This is a genomic window from Candidatus Methylomirabilota bacterium, from assembly GCA_036005065.1.
Classification (GTDB): domain Bacteria; phylum Methylomirabilota; class Methylomirabilia; order Rokubacteriales; family DASRDR01; genus DASYQW01.
Genome location: DASYQW010000367.1, coordinates 1 through 21,057, shown reverse-complemented (window position 1 = coordinate 21,057; position 21,057 = coordinate 1). Strand labels below are relative to the sequence as shown.

At 71.2% G+C, this 21,057-nt stretch carries 19 protein-coding genes; 18 read left to right on the top strand and 1 reads right to left on the bottom strand.

Features of this window, described 5'->3' with window-relative positions; translation table 11 throughout:
* Positions 1-62: 62 nt before the first annotated feature.
* The 16 genes from VGW35_24880 (at position 63) to pal (ending at position 18,956) form a co-directional block, all read left to right on the top strand.
* On the top strand, positions 63-587 hold the full coding sequence (locus tag VGW35_24880; protein ID HEV8310909.1) for an adenine phosphoribosyltransferase: 525 nt from the start codon (positions 63-65) through the stop codon (positions 585-587).
* Positions 588-617: 30 nt separating this feature from the next.
* Positions 618-1,202, top strand: coding sequence for a Spy/CpxP family protein refolding chaperone (locus tag VGW35_24875; GenBank protein HEV8310908.1), 585 nt, complete (start codon positions 618-620; stop codon positions 1,200-1,202).
* A 67-nt stretch (positions 1,203-1,269) separates the two neighbouring features.
* A complete protein-coding gene (locus VGW35_24870) occupies positions 1,270-2,127 on the top strand; it encodes a 3-hydroxybutyryl-CoA dehydrogenase (protein HEV8310907.1) in 858 nt (285 codons plus the stop codon).
* A 26-nt stretch (positions 2,128-2,153) separates the two neighbouring features.
* Positions 2,154-3,596 (top strand): 4-hydroxyphenylacetate 3-hydroxylase N-terminal domain-containing protein, encoded by a 1,443-nt coding sequence (locus VGW35_24865; protein ID HEV8310906.1) that lies wholly within the window; start codon positions 2,154-2,156, stop codon positions 3,594-3,596.
* Between the two features lie 26 nt (positions 3,597-3,622).
* Positions 3,623-4,192 (top strand): hypothetical protein, encoded by a 570-nt coding sequence (locus VGW35_24860; GenBank protein HEV8310905.1) that lies wholly within the window; start codon positions 3,623-3,625, stop codon positions 4,190-4,192.
* Between the two features lie 14 nt (positions 4,193-4,206).
* The gene (locus VGW35_24855) at positions 4,207-5,355 is read left to right on the top strand and encodes an acyl-CoA dehydrogenase family protein (GenBank protein HEV8310904.1); all 1,149 of its coding nucleotides are present in this window, start codon (positions 4,207-4,209) and stop codon (positions 5,353-5,355) included.
* 277 nt (positions 5,356-5,632) lie between these two features.
* On the top strand, positions 5,633-6,907 hold the full coding sequence (locus VGW35_24850; GenBank protein ID HEV8310903.1) for an ABC transporter substrate-binding protein: 1,275 nt from the start codon (positions 5,633-5,635) through the stop codon (positions 6,905-6,907).
* 41 nt (positions 6,908-6,948) lie between these two features.
* Complete coding sequence (locus VGW35_24845) at positions 6,949-7,818, top strand: branched-chain amino acid ABC transporter permease (GenBank protein ID HEV8310902.1); 870 nt, start codon at positions 6,949-6,951, stop codon at positions 7,816-7,818.
* Between the two features lie 32 nt (positions 7,819-7,850).
* Positions 7,851-8,783 carry a branched-chain amino acid ABC transporter permease gene (locus VGW35_24840; protein ID HEV8310901.1) on the top strand — a complete coding sequence of 311 codons (933 nt, stop codon included), beginning with the start codon at positions 7,851-7,853 and terminating at the stop codon, positions 8,781-8,783.
* Positions 8,783-9,526 carry an ABC transporter ATP-binding protein gene (locus tag VGW35_24835; GenBank protein ID HEV8310900.1) on the top strand — a complete coding sequence of 248 codons (744 nt, stop codon included), beginning with the start codon at positions 8,783-8,785 and terminating at the stop codon, positions 9,524-9,526. The genes VGW35_24840 and VGW35_24835 overlap by 1 nt, the downstream gene beginning before the upstream one ends.
* Positions 9,527-9,581: 55 nt before the next feature.
* Positions 9,582-10,295 (top strand): ABC transporter ATP-binding protein, encoded by a 714-nt coding sequence (locus VGW35_24830; protein HEV8310899.1) that lies wholly within the window; start codon positions 9,582-9,584, stop codon positions 10,293-10,295.
* Between the two features lie 104 nt (positions 10,296-10,399).
* Positions 10,400-15,106: a GAF domain-containing protein gene (locus VGW35_24825; GenBank protein ID HEV8310898.1), complete on the top strand. Its 4,707-nt coding sequence runs from the start codon at positions 10,400-10,402 to the stop codon at positions 15,104-15,106.
* A gap of 51 nt (positions 15,107-15,157) precedes the next feature.
* Entirely contained in the window at positions 15,158-16,219 is a 1,062-nt protein-coding gene (gene trpD / locus VGW35_24820) for an anthranilate phosphoribosyltransferase (protein HEV8310897.1), read from the top strand.
* Position 16,220: 1 nt separating this feature from the next.
* Positions 16,221-16,856: a DUF4126 domain-containing protein gene (locus VGW35_24815; GenBank protein HEV8310896.1), complete on the top strand. Its 636-nt coding sequence runs from the start codon at positions 16,221-16,223 to the stop codon at positions 16,854-16,856.
* 185 nt (positions 16,857-17,041) lie between these two features.
* A complete protein-coding gene (locus VGW35_24810) occupies positions 17,042-18,046 on the top strand; it encodes an ornithine cyclodeaminase family protein (protein ID HEV8310895.1) in 1,005 nt (334 codons plus the stop codon).
* Positions 18,047-18,314: 268 nt separating this feature from the next.
* Positions 18,315-18,956, top strand: a complete 642-nt coding sequence (gene pal / locus VGW35_24805; protein ID HEV8310894.1) for a peptidoglycan-associated lipoprotein Pal — start codon at positions 18,315-18,317, stop codon at positions 18,954-18,956.
* Positions 18,957-19,086: 130 nt separating this feature from the next.
* On the opposite strand, the gene VGW35_24800 is transcribed toward pal, so the two are convergent.
* Positions 19,087-19,740: a hypothetical protein gene (locus VGW35_24800; protein ID HEV8310893.1), complete on the bottom strand. Its 654-nt coding sequence runs from the start codon at positions 19,738-19,740 to the stop codon at positions 19,087-19,089.
* Positions 19,741-19,807: 67 nt separating this feature from the next.
* Here VGW35_24800 and VGW35_24795 point away from each other — a divergent pair, with 67 nt between their 5' ends.
* Both VGW35_24795 and VGW35_24790 read left to right on the top strand, forming a co-directional pair.
* Positions 19,808-20,611 carry a PhnD/SsuA/transferrin family substrate-binding protein gene (locus VGW35_24795; GenBank protein ID HEV8310892.1) on the top strand — a complete coding sequence of 268 codons (804 nt, stop codon included), beginning with the start codon at positions 19,808-19,810 and terminating at the stop codon, positions 20,609-20,611.
* A gap of 95 nt (positions 20,612-20,706) precedes the next feature.
* Positions 20,707-21,009, top strand: a complete 303-nt coding sequence (locus tag VGW35_24790) for a hypothetical protein (protein ID HEV8310891.1) — start codon at positions 20,707-20,709, stop codon at positions 21,007-21,009.
* Positions 21,010-21,057: the final 48 nt, after the last annotated feature.

Genomic DNA, 21,057 nt, shown 5'->3' with positions numbered 1-21,057 from the left:
GCCGGCAACGCGGCGGGCTATCATGAAGGCTCACCGCTGCCACGCCCGCAAGGAGACCCGGCATGGACGTGTCCGAGCTGAAGGCCAAGATCCGGGACATCAAGGATTTCCCGACGGAGGGGATCCTGTTCAAGGACATCACCACCCTCCTGAAGGACCCCCGGGCGTTCAAGTACGTCCTCGACCAGCTCGCCAACGCCTACATCCAGGCGCGGGTCGAGGTCGTCGTCGCGATCGAGTCCCGGGGCTTCATCTTCGGGGGTGCGCTGGCCCACGAGCTGGGTGCCGGCTTCGTCCCGGTGCGGAAGCTCGGCAAGCTGCCGGCCAAGACCATCGAGGTCGAGTACGAGCTCGAGTACGGCCGGGACGCCCTGGCCATGCACGAGGACGCGATCAGCCCCGGCCAGCGGGTCCTGGTCGTCGACGATCTCCTGGCCACTGGCGGCACGATGGCCGCGACGCTGCGGCTGGTCGAGCAGTCCGGGGGCGTGGTGGTCGGCGTGACATTCCTGATCGAGCTCGGCTTCCTCCACGGCCGGGCCAAGCTGAAGGACTACCCCGTGCATTCGCTGATCGTGTACGACTGAGGACCTACACCACCGGTAGGAGAGAAGGCCATGACGCGTATCGCCATCACGCTCGTTCTCGTCGCGACCCTCCTCGGGCTCGGCGGTCTCGCCCTTGCCGACTCCGTCCGGCCCGCATTCCACGAAGACGCCGGGCGGGCCCTGGGGGAGGTCGTGGAGCAGTTCCGGAGCCTCGGGTCCCAGCTCGAGCGCCATCTCTCGGGGCCAGGATCGAGGCCATACGGGGAGCCGCCCATGTCGTACCCGGCCGAGCGGCCGGTGATCTCGTTCATGCTCGAGCACCGGAGCGAGCTCGGTCTGACGCCCGAGCAGCAGAGCCGGCTGGAGGCGCTGCGGGGCGAGTTCACCCGAGAGCAGATCCGCCGCGAGGCCGAGATCCGCATCGCCGAGATGGATCTGGCCGCCCTCCTGGAGCAGGATCTCCTGGACATGGGCAAGGTGGAGGCGAAGATCCGCGAGGCCGCCAAGCTCCGATCCGACTTGCGCATCGAGCGGCTCAAGACCCTCGAGCAGGGGAAGGCCCTCCTCACCCCGGAGCAGCGCGGCAGGCTGCGCAGCATGCTGGGACCCGCCGGCGGACCGCGCCGGACGGCCGACCGGCCCACCCGTCTCTGATCGGGCCACGAACCGAGGCGCGCAGCGGGAAGGCCACAGCCCTTCCGCGTCTCCGAAGAGGGAGCCGATGACGATCTCCAGAGTCGGGGTGGTGGGGTGCGGCCTGATGGGGGGCGGCATCGCCCAGGTGGTCGCCCAGGCCGGCTTCCCCACCACCGTGGTGGAAGCGAATCAGGGACTCCTGGACCGGGGTCTCGGCGCGATCCGCCGCAACCTGGACGGGCTCACGGACAAGGGGCGTCTCGACGCCCGGGATCGCGATGCGGCCTGGGTGCGGCTCCGCGGGACCGTGCGCCTCGAGGACTTCCAGGACGTGGACCTGGTCATCGAGGCCATCACCGAGAACGTCGGGCTGAAGAAGGAGACCTTCGCGCGGCTCGACCAGATCTGTCCGCCCCACGCCCTGCTCGCCTCCAACACCTCGTCCTGCACGGTCACCGAGCTGGCGGCGGCCACCAAGCGTCCGGCGCAGGTGCTGGGCCTTCACTTCTTCAACCCGGCGCCGGTCATGAAGCTCGTCGAGGTCGTTCGGACGATCCTCACCGGCGACGAGACGGTGAAGATCGCCTGGGGCTTCGTCCAGGCGCTGGGCAAGACCCCGGTGGCCGCCAAGGACACCACCGGCTTCATCGTCAACCGCCTGCTCGTCCCCTACTTGCTGGAGGCGGTCCGCCTGCTGGAGGCCGGAGTCGCGTCCAAGGAAGACATCGACCAGGCCATGAAGCTCGGGTGCGGGTATCCCATGGGGCCGTTCACCTTGCTCGACCTCGTCGGCCTCGACACCACGCTCTTCGTGGCTGAAGTGATGTTCGAGGAGTTCCGGGAGTCCCGCTTCGCACCCCCGACACTCCTCCGGCGCATGGTCCTGGCCGGCCATCTGGGGCGCAAGAGCGGCAAGGGCTTCTACGACTATCCCGCCAAGTAGCCGATCCGGCTGAGGAGACTCACGCCATGGGCTTGAGGACACCCGAGCAGTACCTCGAGAGCCTCCGCGACGGTCGCGCCGTCTACTACCGGGGGGAGCTGGTGCCTGACGTGACCGCGCACCCCGAGCTCTCGATCGGCGTGCGGCACGCCGCCCTCGAGTACGCGAGCGCGCAGGATCCCGCTCACGCCGACCTCTGCACGTATCCGGATGCCACCGGAGCGCAGTCGAGCCGGTACTTCAAGCTCCCCGAGGGCCCGGACGACCTCCTCCGCCGCCACCTCCTGATCGAGCACGGCACCCGGGTGGGGCACGGCGTCTTCCTCATCATCAAGGAGATCGGCTCGGATTTCCTCTTTGCCCACACGATCGTGAGTCACCAGATGCAGGAGGTCCTGAAGGCGCCCTACCGGGAGCGCCTCCGGGCCTTCCACCGGTACGTGGAGCAGCACGACCTCGCGCTGGCCGTGGCCCAGACGGATGTCAAGGGGGACCGCTCGCTGGGACCCTCCGAGCAAGAGCACCCCGACTACTACGTCCACATCGTGGACCGCCAGAAGGACGGAATCGTGGTCCGGGGCGCCAAGGCCCATACCACCGACTCGGTGGCGGCCAACGAGCTCATCGTGATCCCCACCCGAGCCCTCAGCGAGGCGGACCGGGACTACGCCGTCGCCTTCGCGGTGCCGATGAACACGAAGGGCCTGAAGCTGATCACCAGCCCGTTCACGGCGACCGGGCCCTCCCGGTTCCACCACCCGGTCTCGGCCGACCACAAGATGATCGAGACGCTCACCGTGTTCGACGACGTCTTCGTCCCGTGGGAGCGCGTCTTCCTCGCCGGCGAGACCCCCTACGCCGGAGCGCTGGCCCTCGGCTTCGTCCAGTTCCACCGCTTCACGGCGGTGTCCTACAAGCTGCCCCACATCGACCTCATGATCGGCGCCGCGATGCTGGCGGCCGAGGCCAACGGCATCGACAAGGCCGGCCACGTGCGGGAGAAGCTTTCGCGGCTGATCGCCTGGCGGGAGACGGTGCGGGGGCTCACGGTGGCGGCCGCCTACGAGTGCCGCCGCATGGCGCCCGGTGTGGCCGTGCCGAATCCGATCACGACCAACGTCGCCAAGCAGTACTTCGCCGAGAACTACCACGCGATGGCCCAGAAGGTGCAGGACATCGCCGGGGGACTCCTGGTGACGGGGCCGGCCGAGGAGGATCTGACCGCGCCGGAGACGAAGGCCTACGTGGAGCGGTATCTGGGCGGCAAGCGGGGATTCGGCGCCACCAACCGGCTCCGCATCATGAACCTGATCCGCGACCTCCTCACCTCCGACTTCGGCGGCTACAACGAGGTCCTCTCGATCCACGCCGAGGGGTCCCTGGAGGCCCAGAAGCTCACCATCCTGCGTGAGTTCGACGCGGCCAAGGCGCGGGCCTTCGCTGCCCAGTGCGCGTACCTGGGTGCGTAGTGCGGGGCACCCCCGGCGGCCTCGTCGTGCTGGTGGTTCTGGCCCTGGCCGCGGCCCCGGCCCGCGGCCAGGAGCGGATCGGCGGGAACCTCTACGCGAACAGCCGGTACGGCATCGAGATCACCAAGCCGCCGGGCTGGCACTTCATCACGGCCGCCACCATCGTCGACCTGGCCAAGAAGGCGGCCGGCGGCGCCCGGATCCGGGGCGAGGAGGATCCCGTGAAGCTCGCGGGGTTCGCCGTCATCGTCTCGAAGGTCCCCGTGCTGGGGCGGGGAGTCCAGCCCCAGGTGGTGGTCCTGGTGCACGAGGTCGCCACGCCGCCCGCCGACGTGGGCAAGGCCTGCGAGGGGCTGCGCTCGGGCATGACCGAGCCCGAGACGCTGCGGCCGACCCGGGCGGTGCGGATCGGCGACAAGGCGGGCGCCCGGCTCGACTTCCAGGGGCTGGTGGACGGCGACATGGTCCGGGCGACCGCGCTCTGCACGTTCCGCGAGCGCCAGGGGTTCGTCGTGGTGGGTCAGGCCCTGGCTGCCGAGTTCGACAGCGAGTTCACGACCTTCGAGTCCATCCTCTCGAGCTTCCGCCTGAAGTAGACGGAGACGCTACCATGCAGCTCTACTACCTCACCGACGAGCAGCGCATGGTGATGGAGCTGGCCCGGGCGCTGGCCCGTGAGAAGATCGCGCCGGTGGCCGCCCACTTCGACGAGACCGAGACCTATCCCGAGGAGGCCATGCGGCTTCTGGCCCAGCAGGGTCTGATGGGGATCTGGGTGCCGGAGGCCTACGGGGGCAGCGACATGGGGGCGCTGGCGGTCGCCCTCGTCGCGGAAGAGATCTCCTGGGCCTGCGCGGCCACCGCCACCAACTGGGGCGCCACGCCGCTGGGCGGCTACCCCATCGTGCTGGCCGGGAGCGAGGAGCAGAAGCGCCGGTATCTCCCGCGACTGGCCAGCGGCGAGATCCTGGCCGCGTACTCTCTGTCGGAGCCCGGCGCCGGGTCGGATGCGGCCAGCCTCCAGACTGTCGCCGTGCGGAAGGGAGACCGCTACGTCCTCAACGGGACCAAGCTCTGGTGCTCCAACGGCTCCAATGCGGGAGTGATCACGCTCTTCGCCACCGTCGATCCCACCAAGGGCCCCAAGGGGATCACCGCCTTCCTCGTCGAACCCGGCTTCCCGGGCTTCGCGGTGGGGAAGAAAGAGAAGAAGATGGGCATCCGTGCCTCGCCGACCGTGGCCTTCCACCTCGAGGACTGCGAGGTCCCGGTGGCGAACCGCCTCGGCGCCGAAGGCGACGGGTTCAAGATCGCCATGCGGACGCTCGACTTCACGCGGCCGATGACGGGAGCCACCGCGGTGGGGGTTGGCCAGGCGGCGCTCGACGCCGCCACCGGCTACGCCAAGGAGCGGCGGCAGTTCAACCAGCCGATCGCCGCGTTCCAGGGGATCCAGTTCATGCTGGCCGACATGGCCATGCAGGTCCACGCGGCCCGGCTCATGGTGCACCACGTGGCGAGCCTGGTGGAGCGCGGGGCGCCCTCCACGGTGCTCGAAGCGTCGATGGCCAAGTGCTTCGCGGCCGACGCCGCCATGCGGGTGGCCACCGACGCCGTGCAGGTCTTCGGCGGGGTCGGGTACACGCGGGAGTTTCCGGTCGAGCGCTACATGCGGGACGCCAAGATCATGCAGATCTACGAGGGGACCAACCAGATCCAGCGGGTCGTCATCGCCCGGGAGCTGCTCGGGCTGCGCTAGATCCTGGGAGGGGGCCTCGACGGCCCCTCCCAGACCCTCCCCCGGGAGGGTTGCGCGGGCAAGCCCGCGCTCGGAGTGGAACACTGACCCGCGGCAGTTGGGCGAGGCGTTGGCGCGCGGTTACTCCGACAGCCTCCGGGTTCTTCGGGGGGTCTCGGAAGACGACGCATCGTCCGCTCGGGGGCGAGCTGCCGGGTTACTCCGACACACTCATAGGTCGGTCGAGTCGCGGCTTCCGGCGGCGCGCGCCCAGCCCGATCGACTCCCAGGAGGCACTATGGAGAAGGCACGCGGAGTCGGACGGCGGACCTTCCTCGCGGGGGTCGGCGTCGCCGCCGGAGCCGGGGTCTTCGGCTTCCCGGCGGTCCTGCGCGCGCAGCCACGGACCATCAAGGTCGGCGTCGTTCACCCGGTCACCGGCCCCCTCTCGGAGGCGGGCCAGGCTTGCCGACTCGGCGCCCAGATGGCCGCCGACGCGGTCAACGCCACCGGCGGCATCAAGTCTCTGGGGGGGGCCAAGCTCGAGCTGATCCTCGGGGACACCCAGGGCAAGCCGGAGGTGGCCCGCACGGAGGCCGAGCGGGTCATCAACGGGGGCGCCCAGGTGCTGCTGGGCCCCTTCAGCTCCGGCGACGCCGCGGCCATGGTCCCGGTCGCCCAGCAGCAGCGGATCCCGTTCCTCGTCGACATCGCAGCCGCCGACCCCATCACCGCCAACGTCGCCAAGGCGGTGCGCGAGGGGCAGCAGAAGGTCCAGTACGTGTACCGCAACTTCCCGACCGGGACGATGTTCGGTCAGCGGGCGATCCAGTTCATGACGGAGATCTTCAAGGAGGCCGGGGTTTCGCCGAAGCGGCTCGTCCTCATGTACGCCAACGACCTGTTCGGCCAGACTCAGGCGAAGTCGTTCCAGGCCGCTCACAAAGCCGCCCGCCCCGGATTCGACATCGTCGAGGTCATCCCGTGGCCGGAGCCACCCTCGGATCTCTCGACGGAGGTCGGAAAGCTCAGGGCGGCTCGGCCCGACATCATCGCCCCCATCACCCGGCCGGCCAGCGCCCAGCTCTTGCTCCCGGAGCTGGCGAAGCAGCGGGTGGAGGCGATGGGCGTGATCAGCCCCGGCTCGCCGGGGCTCTACGAGGCTGGCCAGATCGCGAAGCTCAAGGAGCTGATCGAGCACGTGATGGACAACGTGCCCTGGCCGAACTTCAAGAACCCCAAGACCCGCGCGATCGCCGAGGAATACGGCAAGCGCTCAGGCGGCAAGACCTTCGACACCAACTCGGGCTACTCCTATGACGGCATGCTGATCGTCGCGGACGTGCTGGAGCGGGCCAAGTCGACCGACCCGGAGGCCGTCGTCGACGCGATCAAGAAGACCAGCTTCACGGGCGGGTTCATGGTCTCGGCCGGTCCCGTCGTCTTCAACGAGACCGGCGACAACCCGAATGCCACCAGCGCCATGATTCAGATCCTCGGCCAGAAGCCTGTCGTCGTCTGGCCCCGGGACGCGGCCGAGCAGAAGCTCGTGTTCCCGCGGCCCAAGCGCTGACCCTCGGGGGCGCGGGCTCTGGCCTCGCCCCCCGGCCGTCTGTGGACCCCACGTTCGTCGCTCAAGGCCTCCTCAACGGCGTCCTGTTCGGGGGCGTCTACAGCCTGATGGCCGTCGGGCTCTCCCTCATCTTCGGCGTCATGCGGGTCATCAACTTCGCCCACGGGGACATGATGGTCTGGGGCATGTACCTGGCGTGGCTGCTGGCGACGCACCTCGGCCTGGACCCCTACCTCGGCTTCGCGCTCTGCGCGGGGGCGCTGTTCGTCCTCGGGCTCGGCGTGCAGCGGAGCCTGGTCGACCGGATCGTCGACGCGCCCCACGAGACGCAGATCCTGCTGCTTCTCGGCGTGGCGCTGGTCCTCGAGAACGGCGCCCTCATGGCCTTCGGGCCCGATCCCCAGCGGGTGCGCTCGCCGCTCGCGCTCTCCACCATCTGGCTCGGCCCCGTGTTCGTCGACGTGGCCCGGCTGGTCACCTTCGGGGTCGCCGTCGGCCTCACCCTCGCGCTCTATCTCTTCCTGGCCCGGACCGACGTCGGCAAAACGCTGCGGGCGGCCGCCGACAACGGGTACGGGGCGCGGGTGGTCGGGATCGACGTCCGGTGGGTCTACGCGGTGGCGTTCGGGATCGGCGCGGCCTGCGTGGGCGCGGCCGGTGCCCTGGTGGCCCCCATCCTGCCCTTCCAGCCCTCGACCGGACTGGGGATCTCGGTCACGTCGTTCAACATCGTGATCATCGGCGGCATGGGGAGCCTGCTGGGTGCCTTCGTCGGCGGGCTGCTGGTGGCCGTGGCCGAGTCGCTCGGCGCGGTCTTCCTCGCCCCGTCACTGAAAGAGCTGGTGAGCTTCTCGCTCCTCATCCTGATCCTGCTGTTCCGGCCGACCGGCCTGTTCGGCCGCCGTCTGTGAACGCGGCCGCCCGCTGGCTTGGGGCGGGAGGGGTGGGGCTGCTCCTCGTCCTGCCCGCGGTGCTGGGCTCGCGGGTGCTCACCGTCTTCGTCTTCATCTTCTTCTACGCGTACCTCGGCCAGGCCTGGAACCTGATCAGCGGGTACGGGGGCCAGCTCTCGGCCGGCCACGCCGCCTTCGTCGGTGTCGGCGCCTACACGACCACGCTGCTCGCGATGCACGTCGGTGTCTCGCCGTGGCTCGGGATGTTCGCCGGAGGGGCCCTGGCGGCGGTCCTGGGCGCCGTGATCGGGTTCCTCGGCTTCCGCTTCGGTCTCCGGGGCTTCTACTTCGTCCTGCTCACCGTCGCCTTCGCCGAGGTCTGCCGGATCCTCGCCCTGAACACGGAGGCGGTGGGAGGGGCGATCGGGCTGTACATCCAGTTCACCGGTAACCCCTGGCAGCTCCAGTTCCAGGACAACCGCGGGTACTACTACGTCTCGCTCGCTCTCATGCTGGTGGCGACGGGGGTCGTCGCCCTGGTCGAGCGAAGTCGTCTCGGCGCCTATCTCCTGGCGATCCGTGAGGACGAGGATGCCGCCGAGGCGCTCGGCGTCGACACCCGGCAGGTGAAGCTCGTGGCGATCATCCTCTCGGCGTTCCTGACCGGCCTCGGCGGCGCCTTCTACGCCAGCTATCTCTTCTCGCTCCAGCCGAACGCGGTCTTCGGCATTCCGCTCTCGGTGGACATCATCCTCCGGCCGGTCGTCGGTGGGGCGGGGACCCTCATGGGCCCGATCCTGGGGTCCTTCATCCTGTCGCCTCTGGCCGAGCTCTCGCGCGCCTACTTTGCCCGGGCGGGGTTGGCCGGGACGCACCTGGTCGTGTACGGGGTCCTGCTGATCGCCGTCGTCCTGTTCTTGCCTCGCGGCGCCTATCCCCACCTGGCCCGCGCGCTCGCCCGCCGTGGCCTGCGGGCGGGCTGATGCCGCTGCTGGAGGTGGCCGGGGTCCAGAAGCGCTTCGGAGGGGTCCAGGCCCTGTCCGGGGTCAGCCTCTCGCTGGAGGCCGGGGAGATCGTCGGCCTCATCGGGCCGAACGGCGCCGGCAAGACCACCCTGTTCCACGTCGTCTCGGGATTCCTGGCCCCCGACGCGGGGACCGTTCGACTGATCGGCGAGTCCACCGCGGGCCTCCGGCCCCACGACCTGTGCCGGCGCGGGCTCGCCCGCACCTTTCAGATCGTGAAGCCCTTCCAGGGGCTCACGGTGCTCGAGAACGTGCGAGTCGGCGCCCTGGCCCGCGCGCGACGGTTCGCGGAGGCGACCGCGCGGGCGCGCGAGGTCGTGGCCTTCGTCGGGCTCGAGGGCAAGACTGGGGTGGCGGCGCGGGGACTGACGCTCGCCGAACGGAAGCGCCTCGAGCTGGCCCGGGCCCTCGCCACCGAGCCCCGCCTCCTGCTCCTTGACGAGGTGATGGCCGGATTGAACGCGACCGAGACCGCTCAGGTCGTGGAACTGTGCCGATGCATCAACGCGCGCGGGATCGCCATCTTGCTGATCGAGCACGTGATGCGTGCGGTCATGACCCTCTCCCACCGCGTCGTGGTCCTCAGCCAGGGGCACGTGATCGCCACCGGGCCCCCGGCCGCCGTCGCGTCAGACCGTGGTGTCATCGAGGCGTACCTCGGCGAGGACTGGGGGGCGCCTCCCGGCCCGGAGCGCGAATGAGCCGGCCCGGTTCCATCGCCGGACTCGGTCGCGCTGCTAGTCCCGAGGTGACCGAATGAGCGCGCTGCTCACCCTCGACGGGCTGGCCGCCGGGTACGGCGACCTCCTGGCCGTTCGCTCCGCCTCCCTCGAAGTCCGGGAAGGGGAGTGCGTGGCCCTGATCGGGGCGAACGGCGCCGGCAAGACCACCACGCTCCGCGCGATCTCGGGCCTCATCCCGGCCCGGGCCGGCCGGATCGTCTTCGCGGGCCAGGTGCTCCGGGGTCTGACGCCGCGCGACATCGTCGGGCTCGGGCTGGCCCACGTCCCGGAGGGCCGGCAGATCTTCCCCTCGCTGACAGTCCGGGAAAACCTGGAGATGGGCGCCCGGACGCCGACCGCCCGGGCCGGTCGGATCGCCAGCTTCGACGCGGTGTTCGCGCTGTTTCCCCGCCTCCGGGAGCGGGAGGGACAGCTGGCCGGCACCCTCTCGGGCGGCGAGCAGCAGATGCTGGCCATCGCCCGGGGGCTCATGGCGCGACCGCGCCTTCTCCTCCTGGATGAGCCGTCCCTGGGCCTGGCCCCGTTGATGGTCCGGACCATCTTCGAAATTGTCGAGACGGTGAACCGCCAGGGGACTACAATCCTGCTCGTAGAGCAGAACGTCCTGCGCGCGCTCCAGGTCTGCCACCGCGGCTATGTCCTCGAAAACGGCGAGGTGACGCTCACCGGACCGCGCGACGAGCTCCTGGGCTCGGGCCATATCCGGCAGGCATACCTGGGATTATGAGTCGAGAGATGGCGAAACCGACCCCGCGCAAGCCCCGGTCTCGACGACGCCCGTCCGCCCGTCCGCCGAGGAGCGGCCGGGCCCCCGCGCGTCCCGACCCCGGGGTGGTCGCGCAGCGCACCCTCATCACCCTCGCCGAGGCGGCGACCGCCGGGCTCACGCCGCCGCAGATGCTCGAGCTGGTGGTGGCGGCGGCGGGCGCCTTGACGGGCGAGGTCACGGTCCACCTCTGGCTCATGGACGAAGAGCGCGGCGAGCTCCGGCTGGTCGCCGAGTCCGGGGGGCGGGCCGGCAAGCGGGGCGTGCCGCTCCGCGCGGTGCTGAAGGCCGACGAAGGGCTCGTCGGTCTGGTCGCTCAGCGCCGGAAGCCGATCGTGCTCACCTCGGTGCGGAACACGCCACAGCTCGCCTTGCCCGACTGGGTGCGCGACCAGGGCCTCGTCTCGTTCGCCGGGGTGCCGTTCGCCCGGGCCGAGCGACTCCTCGGCGTGCTCTGTCTGTTCACGTGGCGCCGCCACCGCTTCACCCGGCGCGAGGTGGACCTGCTCCGTTCCTTCACCAGCCATGCCGCGGTGGCGCTGGACAGCGCCGCCCTCCTCGATACCGCCCAGAGTCGTCTGCGCCGCCTGGAGGCGCTGCGCGAGATCGAGCGGGAGATCTCTCAGCAGCGTGACCCCGAGCGGCTGCTCGGGCTCATCGTGCGCCGGGCGACCGAGCTCCTGCAGGCCGACTCGGCATCGGTCTTCCTCCTCGACGAGACAGCCGGCCTCCTCCGTCCGCACGCGTCCTTCAACGTGCCTGACTGGCTCCACGAGGTGGCGCTCCGCCTCAACGAGGGCGTGGCCGGGCGAGTGGCGGTCCGCGGCGAGGGGATGATCGTCAACGAGTATCCCCGCTCCCCGTATTCGATCGCGCCGTTCCGCGACTTCGACTCGGCGGTGGTGGCACAGCCGCTTCTGTACGGTGGGGCGGTCCAGGGCGTGATCCTGGTCCGCCGCCGGGCGGTGAACCGGCCGTTCAGCGAGTCCGACCTCGTCCAGCTGGGCGACTTCGCCGTGCAGGCGGCGATCGCGCTCGAGAACGCCCGGCTCCTCCGTCTGGCCGCCGGCCGCGCCGAGCGCGTCAAGGCCGGCGCCGAGGTCGGCCGGCTGCTCGCCACGACGCTCGACGCCGACCGCATCCTGGACCTCATCCAGGAGAAGTGTCGCGAGATCCTGGGGGCCCAGGCCTTCGGTCTCTTCCGGTTCGACGCGGCCGCTCGTCTCCGGTACGCGCGGGGCTTCGGCCTCGACGAGGCCTTCATGCGCGAGCACGTGCTCGCCCTCGGCGAGGGCGTGGTCGGCCGAGCCGCGGTCGAGCGGCGCGCGATCGAGACGACCGACCTCCTGCACGACCCGGCGGTCAAGCTCTCGGCCGAGGCCCGGGCCCGGATCCAGCGCGAAGGCACCCGCGCCCTGGTGGCGGTCCCACTCTTGATCCGGAGCGAGGTGCTGGGCGTTCTGGCGGTGTACCATCCGCCCGGCTTCCGGATTCCGAGCGAAGAGGTCGAGTTCCTGGAGGTCCTGGCCCACCACGCGGCGGCCGCCCTGGAGAACGCCCGGCTGTTCTCCCAGACACGCCGTCGCCAGCAGACGGCCGAGACGCTGGCGGCGCTGACCCAGACACTGACCGGATCCCTCGATCTCTCGACCGTGCTGTCGCTGGTGGCGGACGGCGTCCGCCGGCTCCTCGGATCGGACGGGGGCGCCGTCGGGCTCGTCGAGCCTGACGGGTCGATCCGGCTCACGGCGGCGGTCGGGCTGGGCGCCGAGGCGTTCCGGGGGGTCGTCGTCCGGCCCGGCCAGGGGGTCGGGGGCCAGGTCCTCGAGCGAGGGGAGCCGTTCTGGACGGCGGACTATCTCGGCGATCCTCGGATCAGCGCGGACTTCGCGGATGCGGTGCGTGTCGTCGGGCTCGTGGGCGAGCTGGCCGTTCCGGTGCGGCTGCGGGACGAGGTCGTCGGCGTCCTGTGGGCGCTCTTCGGGCGGCGGGCGGAGATCACCGAGGACGACGTGGGGCTGGCCGCGGATCTCGCCCAGGTGGTGGCCATCGCGGTCGAGAACGCGCGGCTCTACCAGGAGGCGCGACGGCGGGAGGCCGAGGCGCGCGCCCTCTTCGAGGTCGGCCACCTCATCAGCGCCACGCTGGATCCCGAGCGGGTACTCGACCTGATCGTCGAGAGGGTCCGCGGGCTGATCGGCGTGGCCGCCTGCGGCGTCTTCCGCCTGGACGAGGATGGCGTCCTGCGCTATGTGCGCGGGGCCGGACTCTCGCCGGGATTCGTGCAGATGCTGTCCGTGCGGCTCGGGGAAGGCACCTCCGGCCGATCGGTGGGCGAAGGAAGGCCGGTCTGGACCTCGGACATCCTGGCCGACGGCGAGGTCTCACTGAGCCCCGGCACCCGGGCGCTGATCGAGCAGGAGGGATACCGCGCCGCCCTCTCGGTGCCGATCCAGATCAAGGAGGCGCCGTTCGGCTGCCTGGCGGTCTACTGGTGGGAGCCGCACGAGCCGACGCCCGGGGAGATCGAAACACTCTCCTCGCTCGGCGCGCTGGCTGCGGTCGGGCTCGAGAACGCCCGCCTCTACGGAGAGGTCCGGGAGTACGTGGCGCGACTGGAGGCGTTGAATCAGGTCAACCGGGCGGTCTCGGCCTCACTCCGCCTCGACGAGGTGCTGGGCAAGGTCGCCGAGGCCACCGGCGCCCTGTTCGGCGCGCCGCTGGTGACCCTCTGGGTCGCCGACGAGGAGCGCCGCGTCCTCACCCGCCGGGCCGGGCACGGCGACGCCGACATCCTGGCCCATCTTCCCGAGCGGCTGCGCTACGGCCAAGCCGGTGTCGGCTGGATCGCCGAGCACCGGAAGCCCCTCCTCGACGTGTCCATCGAGACCGACTCCCGGATCACCGGGCGCCAGATGGTCCTGGCCCACGGCATCACCTCCTTCAACGGCGTCCCCATTTTCCTCGGCGACCGGCTCCTCGGGGTCCTCGCCCTCGGGGGCCGGCGGGAAGCTCCGCTCTCGACGGCGGACGTGGCCCTGCTCCAGACGCTGCTCGGTCAGGCGGCGGTGGCCATCGAGAACGCGCGGCTCTACGAGGAGGCGCAGCGACAGGAGGCCGAAGCGGTCGCGCTCGCCGAGGCCTCGCGCCGCTTCAGCGCGACGCTCCGCCGGGAGGCCGTGCTGGAGGCGCTGGTCGAAATCGCCGTGCAGATCCTCGGCGACATGTGGGTGGTATTCGTCGTCAACCCCGAGACGCGCGAGCTCCGGGTGGCCGCTCGGGTGGGACCCGACGCGCCCGACGGGGCGCCGCGGGGGCCGGCCGTGGGGTCGGTGCGGATGCGCGTCGGCGAACGGCTGGTGGGGCAGGTTGCCGCCACCGGCCAGCCGCTGATCCTGCGCGACGTGGGCGAACTGCCGGCCGAGCACCCGTCGCGGCCCGACCTCGACCGCTGGGGGATGCGGTCGGTCCTGATCGTCCCGGTGGTGACGGGGGGCATTGTCCGGGCCATCCTGGCCGGGTCCATCCACGACGACATCCGACAGTTCTCCGAGCGCGACCTCCGGCTCGCCCAGGCCGTGGCCGACCGGGCGGCCACCGCGCTGGAGAACGCGCGGCTCTTCGAAGAGCTCGCTCGCGCCTACCAGGACCTGAAGACCGCCCAGGAGCACCTGGTCCAGACGGAGAAGCTCCGCGCGCTCGGCGAGATGGCCTCCGGGGTCGCCCACGACTTCAACAACATCCTGGCCTCGGTCCTGGGACGCGTCCAGCTGATCCTGGCCCAGGTGGACGACCCGAGGCTCCGGCGCTGGCTCCAGGTGATCGAGCGCGCCGCCCTCGACGGCGCTCAGACGGTCCGCCAGATCCAGGAGTTCACACGGATCCGCCGCGACCAGCCGGCCGAGACCGTGGACGTCAACCAGGTCGTGCGTGACGCGGTCGAGATGACGCAGACCCGCTGGCGCGACGAGTCCCAGTCACACGGGCTCGACGTCCGGGTGATCCTGGACCTCGACCCCGTGCCCGCCGTGGATGGCCACCCGGCGGAGCTGCGTCAGGCCCTCACCAACCTCATCCTGAACGCGGTGGACGCGCTCCCGCGCGGAGGCACGATCACGATTGCGAGCCGGCGCGTCGATGGAGCCCTCGAGGTCAGCGTCGCCGACAACGGGATCGGGATGTCCGAGGAGGTCCGGCGGCGGATCTTCGAGCCCTTTTTCACCACCAAGGGCCCCAAGGGGACCGGGCTCGGTCTGGCCATGGCGTACGGCATCATCTCGCGGCACGGGGGCCAGATCGCGGTGGACTCGGCCGAGGGCACGGGCTCCCTCTTCACGATCCGGCTGCCGGCCGGCTATGGCGGCGTGGCGCCCGGGACCGCGGCGCGCGATCCCGCCGTCCCCGCCGCCCGCCTGCTGGTGATCGACGACGAGGAGCCCGTCCGCGAAGCCCTTGCCGACATGCTGCGGCTGGCCCACCATGAAGTGACCGTGGCCAGCCAGGGCTCCGAGGGCATCGAGCGGTTCCGGACGGCGCCCTTCGACCTCGTGCTGACGGACCTGGCGATGCCCGGCCTGTCGGGCTGGCAGGTGGCCCAGGCGGTGAAGGCGCACCGCCCCGATGTCCCGGTCGTGCTGGTGACCGGGTGGGGCGTCGAGCTGCCCGCCGAGCAGCTGCGCGCCAACGGGGTCGACCGGGTCATGACGAAGCCATTCAGGATCGAGGACGTCCACGGCGTCGTGGCGAGCTTCCTGAAGGCTCGCGCCTCCTAGGAGCGTGCCTCCGGCGCGGCCGATTCGGCGGAGGGAACGATGAGCAGTCCGGTGATCGTCGAGGCGATTCGCGCCCTGGTGGAGCGGCGCGACCTGACCCGCCTGGAGGCGGCGGCCGCGATGGAGGCCATCATGTCGGGCGGGTCGACCCACGCCCAGGTGGCCGCCTTCCTGACGGCCCTCCGGATGAAGGGCGAGACGGTCGAGGAGCTGATCGGCCTCGCGGAGGTCATGCGGCTCAAGGCCGTGCGTGTCCGCACCCGGAGCGAGGTGGAGGCCGCGCTGACCGGGACCGACCGCGAGATGCTGATCGACACCTGCGGCACCGGGGGCGATGCCACCGGGACCTTCAACGTCTCCACGGCCACCGCCTTCGTCGTGGCCGGTGCCGGAATCAAGGTGGCCAAGCACGGGAACCGCTCGGTGTCCAGCCTGTGCGGCTCGGCCGATGTCGTCGAGACGCTGGGGATCAACCTCGACCTGACGCCGCCCAAGGTGGCCCAGTGCATCGACGAGGTCGGCATCGGCTTCCTCTACGCCCCGCTCCTCCACACCGCCATGAAGCACGTGATGCCGGCCCGGCGCGAGATGGGGATCCGCACCGTCTTCAACGTGCTCGGACCCCTCACCAACCCGGCCGGCGCCAACGCCCAGGTCATCGGCGTCTACTCGCGCGTGCTGGTCGAGCCGCTGGCCCGGGTCCTGGCCGAGCTCGGGACGATCCGCGCGTTCGTCGTCCACGGGGCGGACGGGCTCGACGAGATCTCGACCACCGGCGAGAGCTGGATCGCGGAGGTCCGGGAGGGGCTCGTCCGCACCGGGACGGTGCGTCCCGAGGACTTCGGCGTCGCCCGGGCCTCCATCACCGACCTCCGGGGGGGCGACCGCGAGGAGAACGCCGAGATCATCCGCCGGATCCTGGGCGGGGACCCCGGCCCCAAGCGCGACATGGTGGTCGTCAACGCCGGGGCGGCGCTGGTGGCCGGCGGCCGCGCCCGGGACTTCAAGGACGGAGTCGAGCAGGCGGCACACTCGATCGACGGCGGGGCGGCCCTCGGGAAGCTCCAGGCGCTCGTCGGGCTGTCGCGCCGGCTGGGTCCCGAGAAGGCGTGACGTGGCCGAGACGCTGGCGCTGATCGGAAGCGCACTCGGGCTGAGCCTGTCGTCCGGCCTCAGCCTCTACGGGGCGGCGTTCCTCGTCGGCCTGGCCATCCGGCTGGAGTGGGTCCATCTGGCGCCGAGCTTCCAGCACCTCGCCGTCCTCGCCGACCCCCTCGTCCTCACGGTCGCCGGGATCCTGTTCGCGATCGAGTTTCTCGCGGACAAGATCCCGTGGCTCGATTCGGCCTGGGACGCCGTCCACACCGTCATCCGGCCCGTCGGCGGCGCCCTCCTGGCGGTCCGCGTGTTCGGGGAACTCTCGCCCCCGGTGGAAGTCATCGCCCTCCTTCTCCTGGGCAGCGTGACGCTGGCCGCCCACGGAGCGAAGGCCAGCCTCCGACTCGCGGTGAACACGAGCCCCGAGCCCCTGTCCAACATCCTCCTGAGCCTCTCGGAGAACGCGCTCCTGGCCGGCGGGGTCTGGCTGGCGCTCACGCACCCGTTCCTCACGCTCGCCGTCGGCGTCGGCGTCCTCGTCCTGGTGGCGTGGGCGGCCGCCTGGCTGGCCGGTCACGCCCTCCGCGGCCTGCGCGCGTTCCGAGCCCGCGCCGCGGCGCGATTTCCTTCCGGCCGCGGGTCCCTCGGCTAGCCGCGTGTCGGAGTAATCACCAGCGGATGGCGCCGATCACCGAATGCGTCGAGTAGCGTCCGAGCGGCGGCTTTGCCGCCGGGCCCACCCGCCCAGCCCAAAAGGTGGGGTGGGCTTGGGAGGGGGCCGTCGAGGCTCCCTCCCATGACCTAGCCCACGCGACCGGCGCGGGCCGGCGGCGGCTGATGCCCGAGTCCGTATTCCTGACGTATCTCGGCGGGCCCGAGATCGAGGCCCTGGCGCTGACCGACGAGGAGATCCTGGCGGCCGTCGAGGCCGCCCTCGTCGCCCAGGGGCGCGGCCAGGCCGTCATCGAGGCGCGTGTCCACCTGGTCCCCGACCCCGCCTTCCGCGGGCACTTCAACGTGCTTCGCGGCTACGTCGCGCCGCTCGGCGTGGCCGGAGTCAAGATCGTCGGTGACTATGTCGACAACTACCGGCTCGGGCTTCCATCCGAGATGGCCCTCCTCAACCTCTTCGACCCGCGAACGGGGATGCCGCTGGCGGTGCTCGACGCGACGGCCATCACCGACATGCGGACGGGCGCCATGACCGCCATCGGAGCCCGGCACCTGGCGCGCCGGGGAAGCCGCGTCCTGGGACACATCGGCGCCCGGGGCTCGGCCTACTGGAACGTGCGCCTGCTGGATCGGCTGTTCGACTTCGCGGAGATCCGGGTCCACTCCCGCCGGCCGGAGAGTCGGACGGCGTTCGGCGTCCGGCTGTCGGCGGACCTCGGCAAGCCGGTGCGGGTCGTGGAGGACTGGGAGACGTGTGTCCGGGACGCCGACATCGTGGTGGAGGCCTCGCGCCTCGCCGAGCCCGCCCCGCTCCTCCGGACCGACTGGATCGCCCGCGGCGCCTGCGTGGTGCCGTATGGCACCATGAGCGCGGTCGAGCTCTCGCTGACCGACGTGATGGACAAGCTCGTCGTCGACGACTGGGGACAGTGCAAGGGCGGGATGTTCGGAGCACTCCGCGCCCACGTCGACGCGGGGAAGCTTTCCGAGCGGACGCTCTACGCGGAGCTGGCCGACATCGTGGTCGGCCGGAAGCCGGGCCGGGAGCGCGACGACGAAACCATCCTCTTCTGGCACCGCGGCCTCAGCACCACCGACATCGCCCTCGGCCACACGATGCTCGAGAAGGCGAAGCGACTCGCGATCGGCCGCCCGCTGCGCTTCGCCTGACGGGACGCCGGCGCGCGGGCGAAGCTCGCGGTCGGCGCGCCAGGCCGTGGGTCCCGGACGTGCCTCAGCGCCCTCCCCGGCTCGCCGGACTCCCACTTGAGAGCGGCACCCACCACATTCCCAAATGGGAGAACCTGGACGTCCTTCCGCGCGGCCAGCAGATTTTCTTCGTGGTGTGCCCGGCGCGCCTGCCATTGTGGTAGCCGGCCCGGTAGGAGGCCGACCGATCGTGTGCGGCCCGCGCGTGGGCGGGAGAAAGGGGCAGGGCATGAGGACGGGAGGGCAGTGGCGACTGGTTCTCGTGACACTCTCGGTGGCGCTCGTCGCCTTGACGAGCTGCGGAAAGAAGTCCGGCGCGAGCCTGGGAAGTGGCCAGGGCTCGGGCGCCGGCGGTAGCCAGGGCATGACGGCGGGCCTCGGCGGAGCCGGGAATCAGGGCGGCGCCGGCGGCGCCGCATGGAGCGGCGGGTCGAGCGGCGCCGGCGCCGGGAGCGATGCGGCCGGCGCGACCGCCTTCGCGGGCACGCCTGGCACCTCGCTGCCTGCGCTTCCCTCGCCCAGAGAATTCGCCGAGGTCGGCGCGCTTCGCGACGTCCACTTCGACTTCGACCGCTACGAGGTTCGGACGCAGGACCAGCCGCTCCTCGACGCGAACGCCCAGTGGCTCAAGTCGAACCGGGCTGCGCAGGTCCTCGTCGAGGGCCACGCCGACGAACGCGGGACCAACGAGTACAACCTGGCCCTCGCCGAGCGCCGGGCCAAGGCCACGCGCGACTACCTGGTCTCCCACGGTGTCGAGGCCGCGCGGATCACGCTGATGTCGTATGGCGAGGAGCGCCCACTCTGCAGCGAGCGCTCCGAAGCCTGCTGGGCTCAGAACCGGCGCGCGCATTTCCTGGTCAAGCAGTAGCTCTTCGGGGGGTCTCGGAAGACCCCCTCGGTTGCGGCGGCAGAGCCGCCGCTCGGAGCGCTGCTCGACGCATCGCGCGCTGGGGGCGAGCTGCCAGGTTACTCCGACACGCTCCTAGGGCGGTCGCGCGCTACGCTTCGGCCGGCGAGCGCCGGCCGACCGGCGGGACCTCGCGCTCGGCACGCCAGGGCGCGGGATCCCGGAAGTCCCAGTACCGGGTCCGGAGGAGCACGGGGTCACGATCCGATCGGAGGCCCCCGGGGAACACGCCGTTGTGGAGCCGGATGACGGTGTAGTACGCCGGGGCCAGCTCTCGGGCCGCCCAGGCGTGCTTCTCGCTCGTCCGCCAGTGGTCCTTCGCCTCCGGCGGGTCCACGACGATCAGGTTGCCCCAGTTCCCGTCCGGGAGCTCCAGCGAACTGTAGCTCAGGATGCCCGGATGGGCGGGCAGTTCGAGGATCAGCTCGTCGTCCGCCGCCGTCAGGGGCGAGCAGTCCCGGTCGAGCCGCTTCTTGGCGAAGAAGCCGACGAAGGCCAGGTCGCGCTCCGCCCCGAGCGCCGACGCCCGGCAGACGATGACGCGATGCTGGCGGCCGTCGGGCTCCGCCGCCTCGATGGCCACCGGGCGGGGCGGCTCCGGCCACGGCGCCGGCTGGCTCAGAAGCCGACGAAGCCGGGCCGCCATCGTGAGGATGGCCGCCAGGTCCTCGGCGTTGTGCCAGGGGTCCGCGAACGGACGGTCCCGCACGGTCTCCGACGGGCTCAGGCGGATCACGTCGTCCACGGGTTCCCGCTCCGCCCGGTATTATGGGGTCCTTTCCCGCGGGGGTCGATGGCCATATGATCAGATCGTGCTCACCCTCGCCTCCTTTCTGGCGGACAACGCGCGGCCGATCTACGAGCGGATCGCCGGCTACCTGACCCGCCGCCTGGGCGAGCCGGCGGAGCTGCTCGTGGGCGTCGGCTGGGAGGACCGGCACCGGATGCTGGACACGGGCCGCATCCAGCTCGCGTTCATCTGCGGCCTGCCCTACGCGCAGAAGTTCGACCGCCCCCAGCGCCCCGTCGAGCTCCTGTGCGCGCCGGTGATGGCGGCGGCCCGCTACCAGGGGCGGCCGATCTACTTCACCGACGTGGTCGTGCGCCGGGAGAGCCCGATCCAATCCTTCGCCGACCTGCGCGGGAAGCGCTACGCCTACAACGGCCCCGACTCGAACTCGGGGCACAACATGCCGCGGGACCATCTCCTCATGCTGGGCGAGACCGGCGGCTACTTCGGGGAGACGATCCCCTCGGGCTCCCACCAGAACTCGATCCGGATGGTGCTCGAGGGAGCGGTGGACGCGTCGGGGATCGACAGCACCGTGCTCGAGCTGGAGGCCACCGGGCGGCCCGAGCTCGGCCGGGAGCTCCGGGTCGTCGAGTCGATCGGCCCGTGCCCGATCCCGCCGGTCGTCGTGTCGAGCCGACTCGGCGAGGCCTCGAAGGCCCGCCTCCGCGAGCTGTTCCTCGGGATGCACGCCGATCCCGAGGGCCGGGCGATCCTGGCCGCCGGCCTGATGGCGCGCTTCGTCCCGGTGCAGGACGCGGACTACGACCCGATCCGGGAGATGGTGCGCCGGGCCGAGGCGGCGGGCTTCCTCACCCTGCGCTGAGCGCCCCCGGGCGCGCCAACTCGCCATTCAGCCGCCATCGACGACTACGCTCGTGCCCGGGCCCGTGCTCCATTCGCCGTCGATGCTCGATCTCTATGCTGAGCTACCTTGCCGAAGAGCTCGCTGCGCTCGATCCCGTCGCGGTAGTGACTCTGGGCGGCGCCGCATATCGCGCCGTCATCCGAGCTCTCGGGCTGGACCAGGCTGGGCGCGGCGGAGGCGTGCCGCTGACCGTTCCACCCGCGGCCGCCCGTGTAGAGGACGCCGGACTTGCCGTCACCGCGTCTCGGCGACCGTTCCGACTGTTCGCCGGTCCCTTCATCCGCGGTCGCCATCGCGCCGAGGCCGCGCGGGCCTTGAGGCGAGCCGCGCGGCTGGCTGGCGTGCTGGAGCGCTGAGTTGCACTCGGAGGGGTGGCGGGGTGGGAAATCTGAGCGCGAGGGCCG

What these genes read in the sequence shown, in the direction of transcription:
- VGW35_24880 (HEV8310909.1), top strand. Translation starts at nt 63, where the DNA reads ATGGACGTGTCCGAGCTGAAGGCCAAGATCCGGGACATCAAGGATTTC.
- VGW35_24875 (HEV8310908.1), top strand. Translation starts at nt 618, where the DNA reads ATGACGCGTATCGCCATCACGCTCGTTCTCGTCGCGACCCTCCTCGGG.
- VGW35_24870 (HEV8310907.1), top strand. Translation starts at nt 1,270, where the DNA reads ATGACGATCTCCAGAGTCGGGGTGGTGGGGTGCGGCCTGATGGGGGGC.
- VGW35_24865 (HEV8310906.1), top strand. Translation starts at nt 2,154, where the DNA reads ATGGGCTTGAGGACACCCGAGCAGTACCTCGAGAGCCTCCGCGACGGT.
- VGW35_24855 (HEV8310904.1), top strand. Translation starts at nt 4,207, where the DNA reads ATGCAGCTCTACTACCTCACCGACGAGCAGCGCATGGTGATGGAGCTG.
- VGW35_24850 (HEV8310903.1), top strand. Translation starts at nt 5,633, where the DNA reads ATGGAGAAGGCACGCGGAGTCGGACGGCGGACCTTCCTCGCGGGGGTC.
- VGW35_24835 (HEV8310900.1), top strand. Translation starts at nt 8,783, where the DNA reads ATGCCGCTGCTGGAGGTGGCCGGGGTCCAGAAGCGCTTCGGAGGGGTC.
- VGW35_24830 (HEV8310899.1), top strand. Translation starts at nt 9,582, where the DNA reads ATGAGCGCGCTGCTCACCCTCGACGGGCTGGCCGCCGGGTACGGCGAC.
- VGW35_24810 (HEV8310895.1), top strand. Translation starts at nt 17,042, where the DNA reads ATGCCCGAGTCCGTATTCCTGACGTATCTCGGCGGGCCCGAGATCGAG.
- pal (HEV8310894.1), top strand. Translation starts at nt 18,315, where the DNA reads ATGAGGACGGGAGGGCAGTGGCGACTGGTTCTCGTGACACTCTCGGTG.
- VGW35_24790 (HEV8310891.1), top strand. Translation starts at nt 20,707, where the DNA reads ATGCTGAGCTACCTTGCCGAAGAGCTCGCTGCGCTCGATCCCGTCGCG.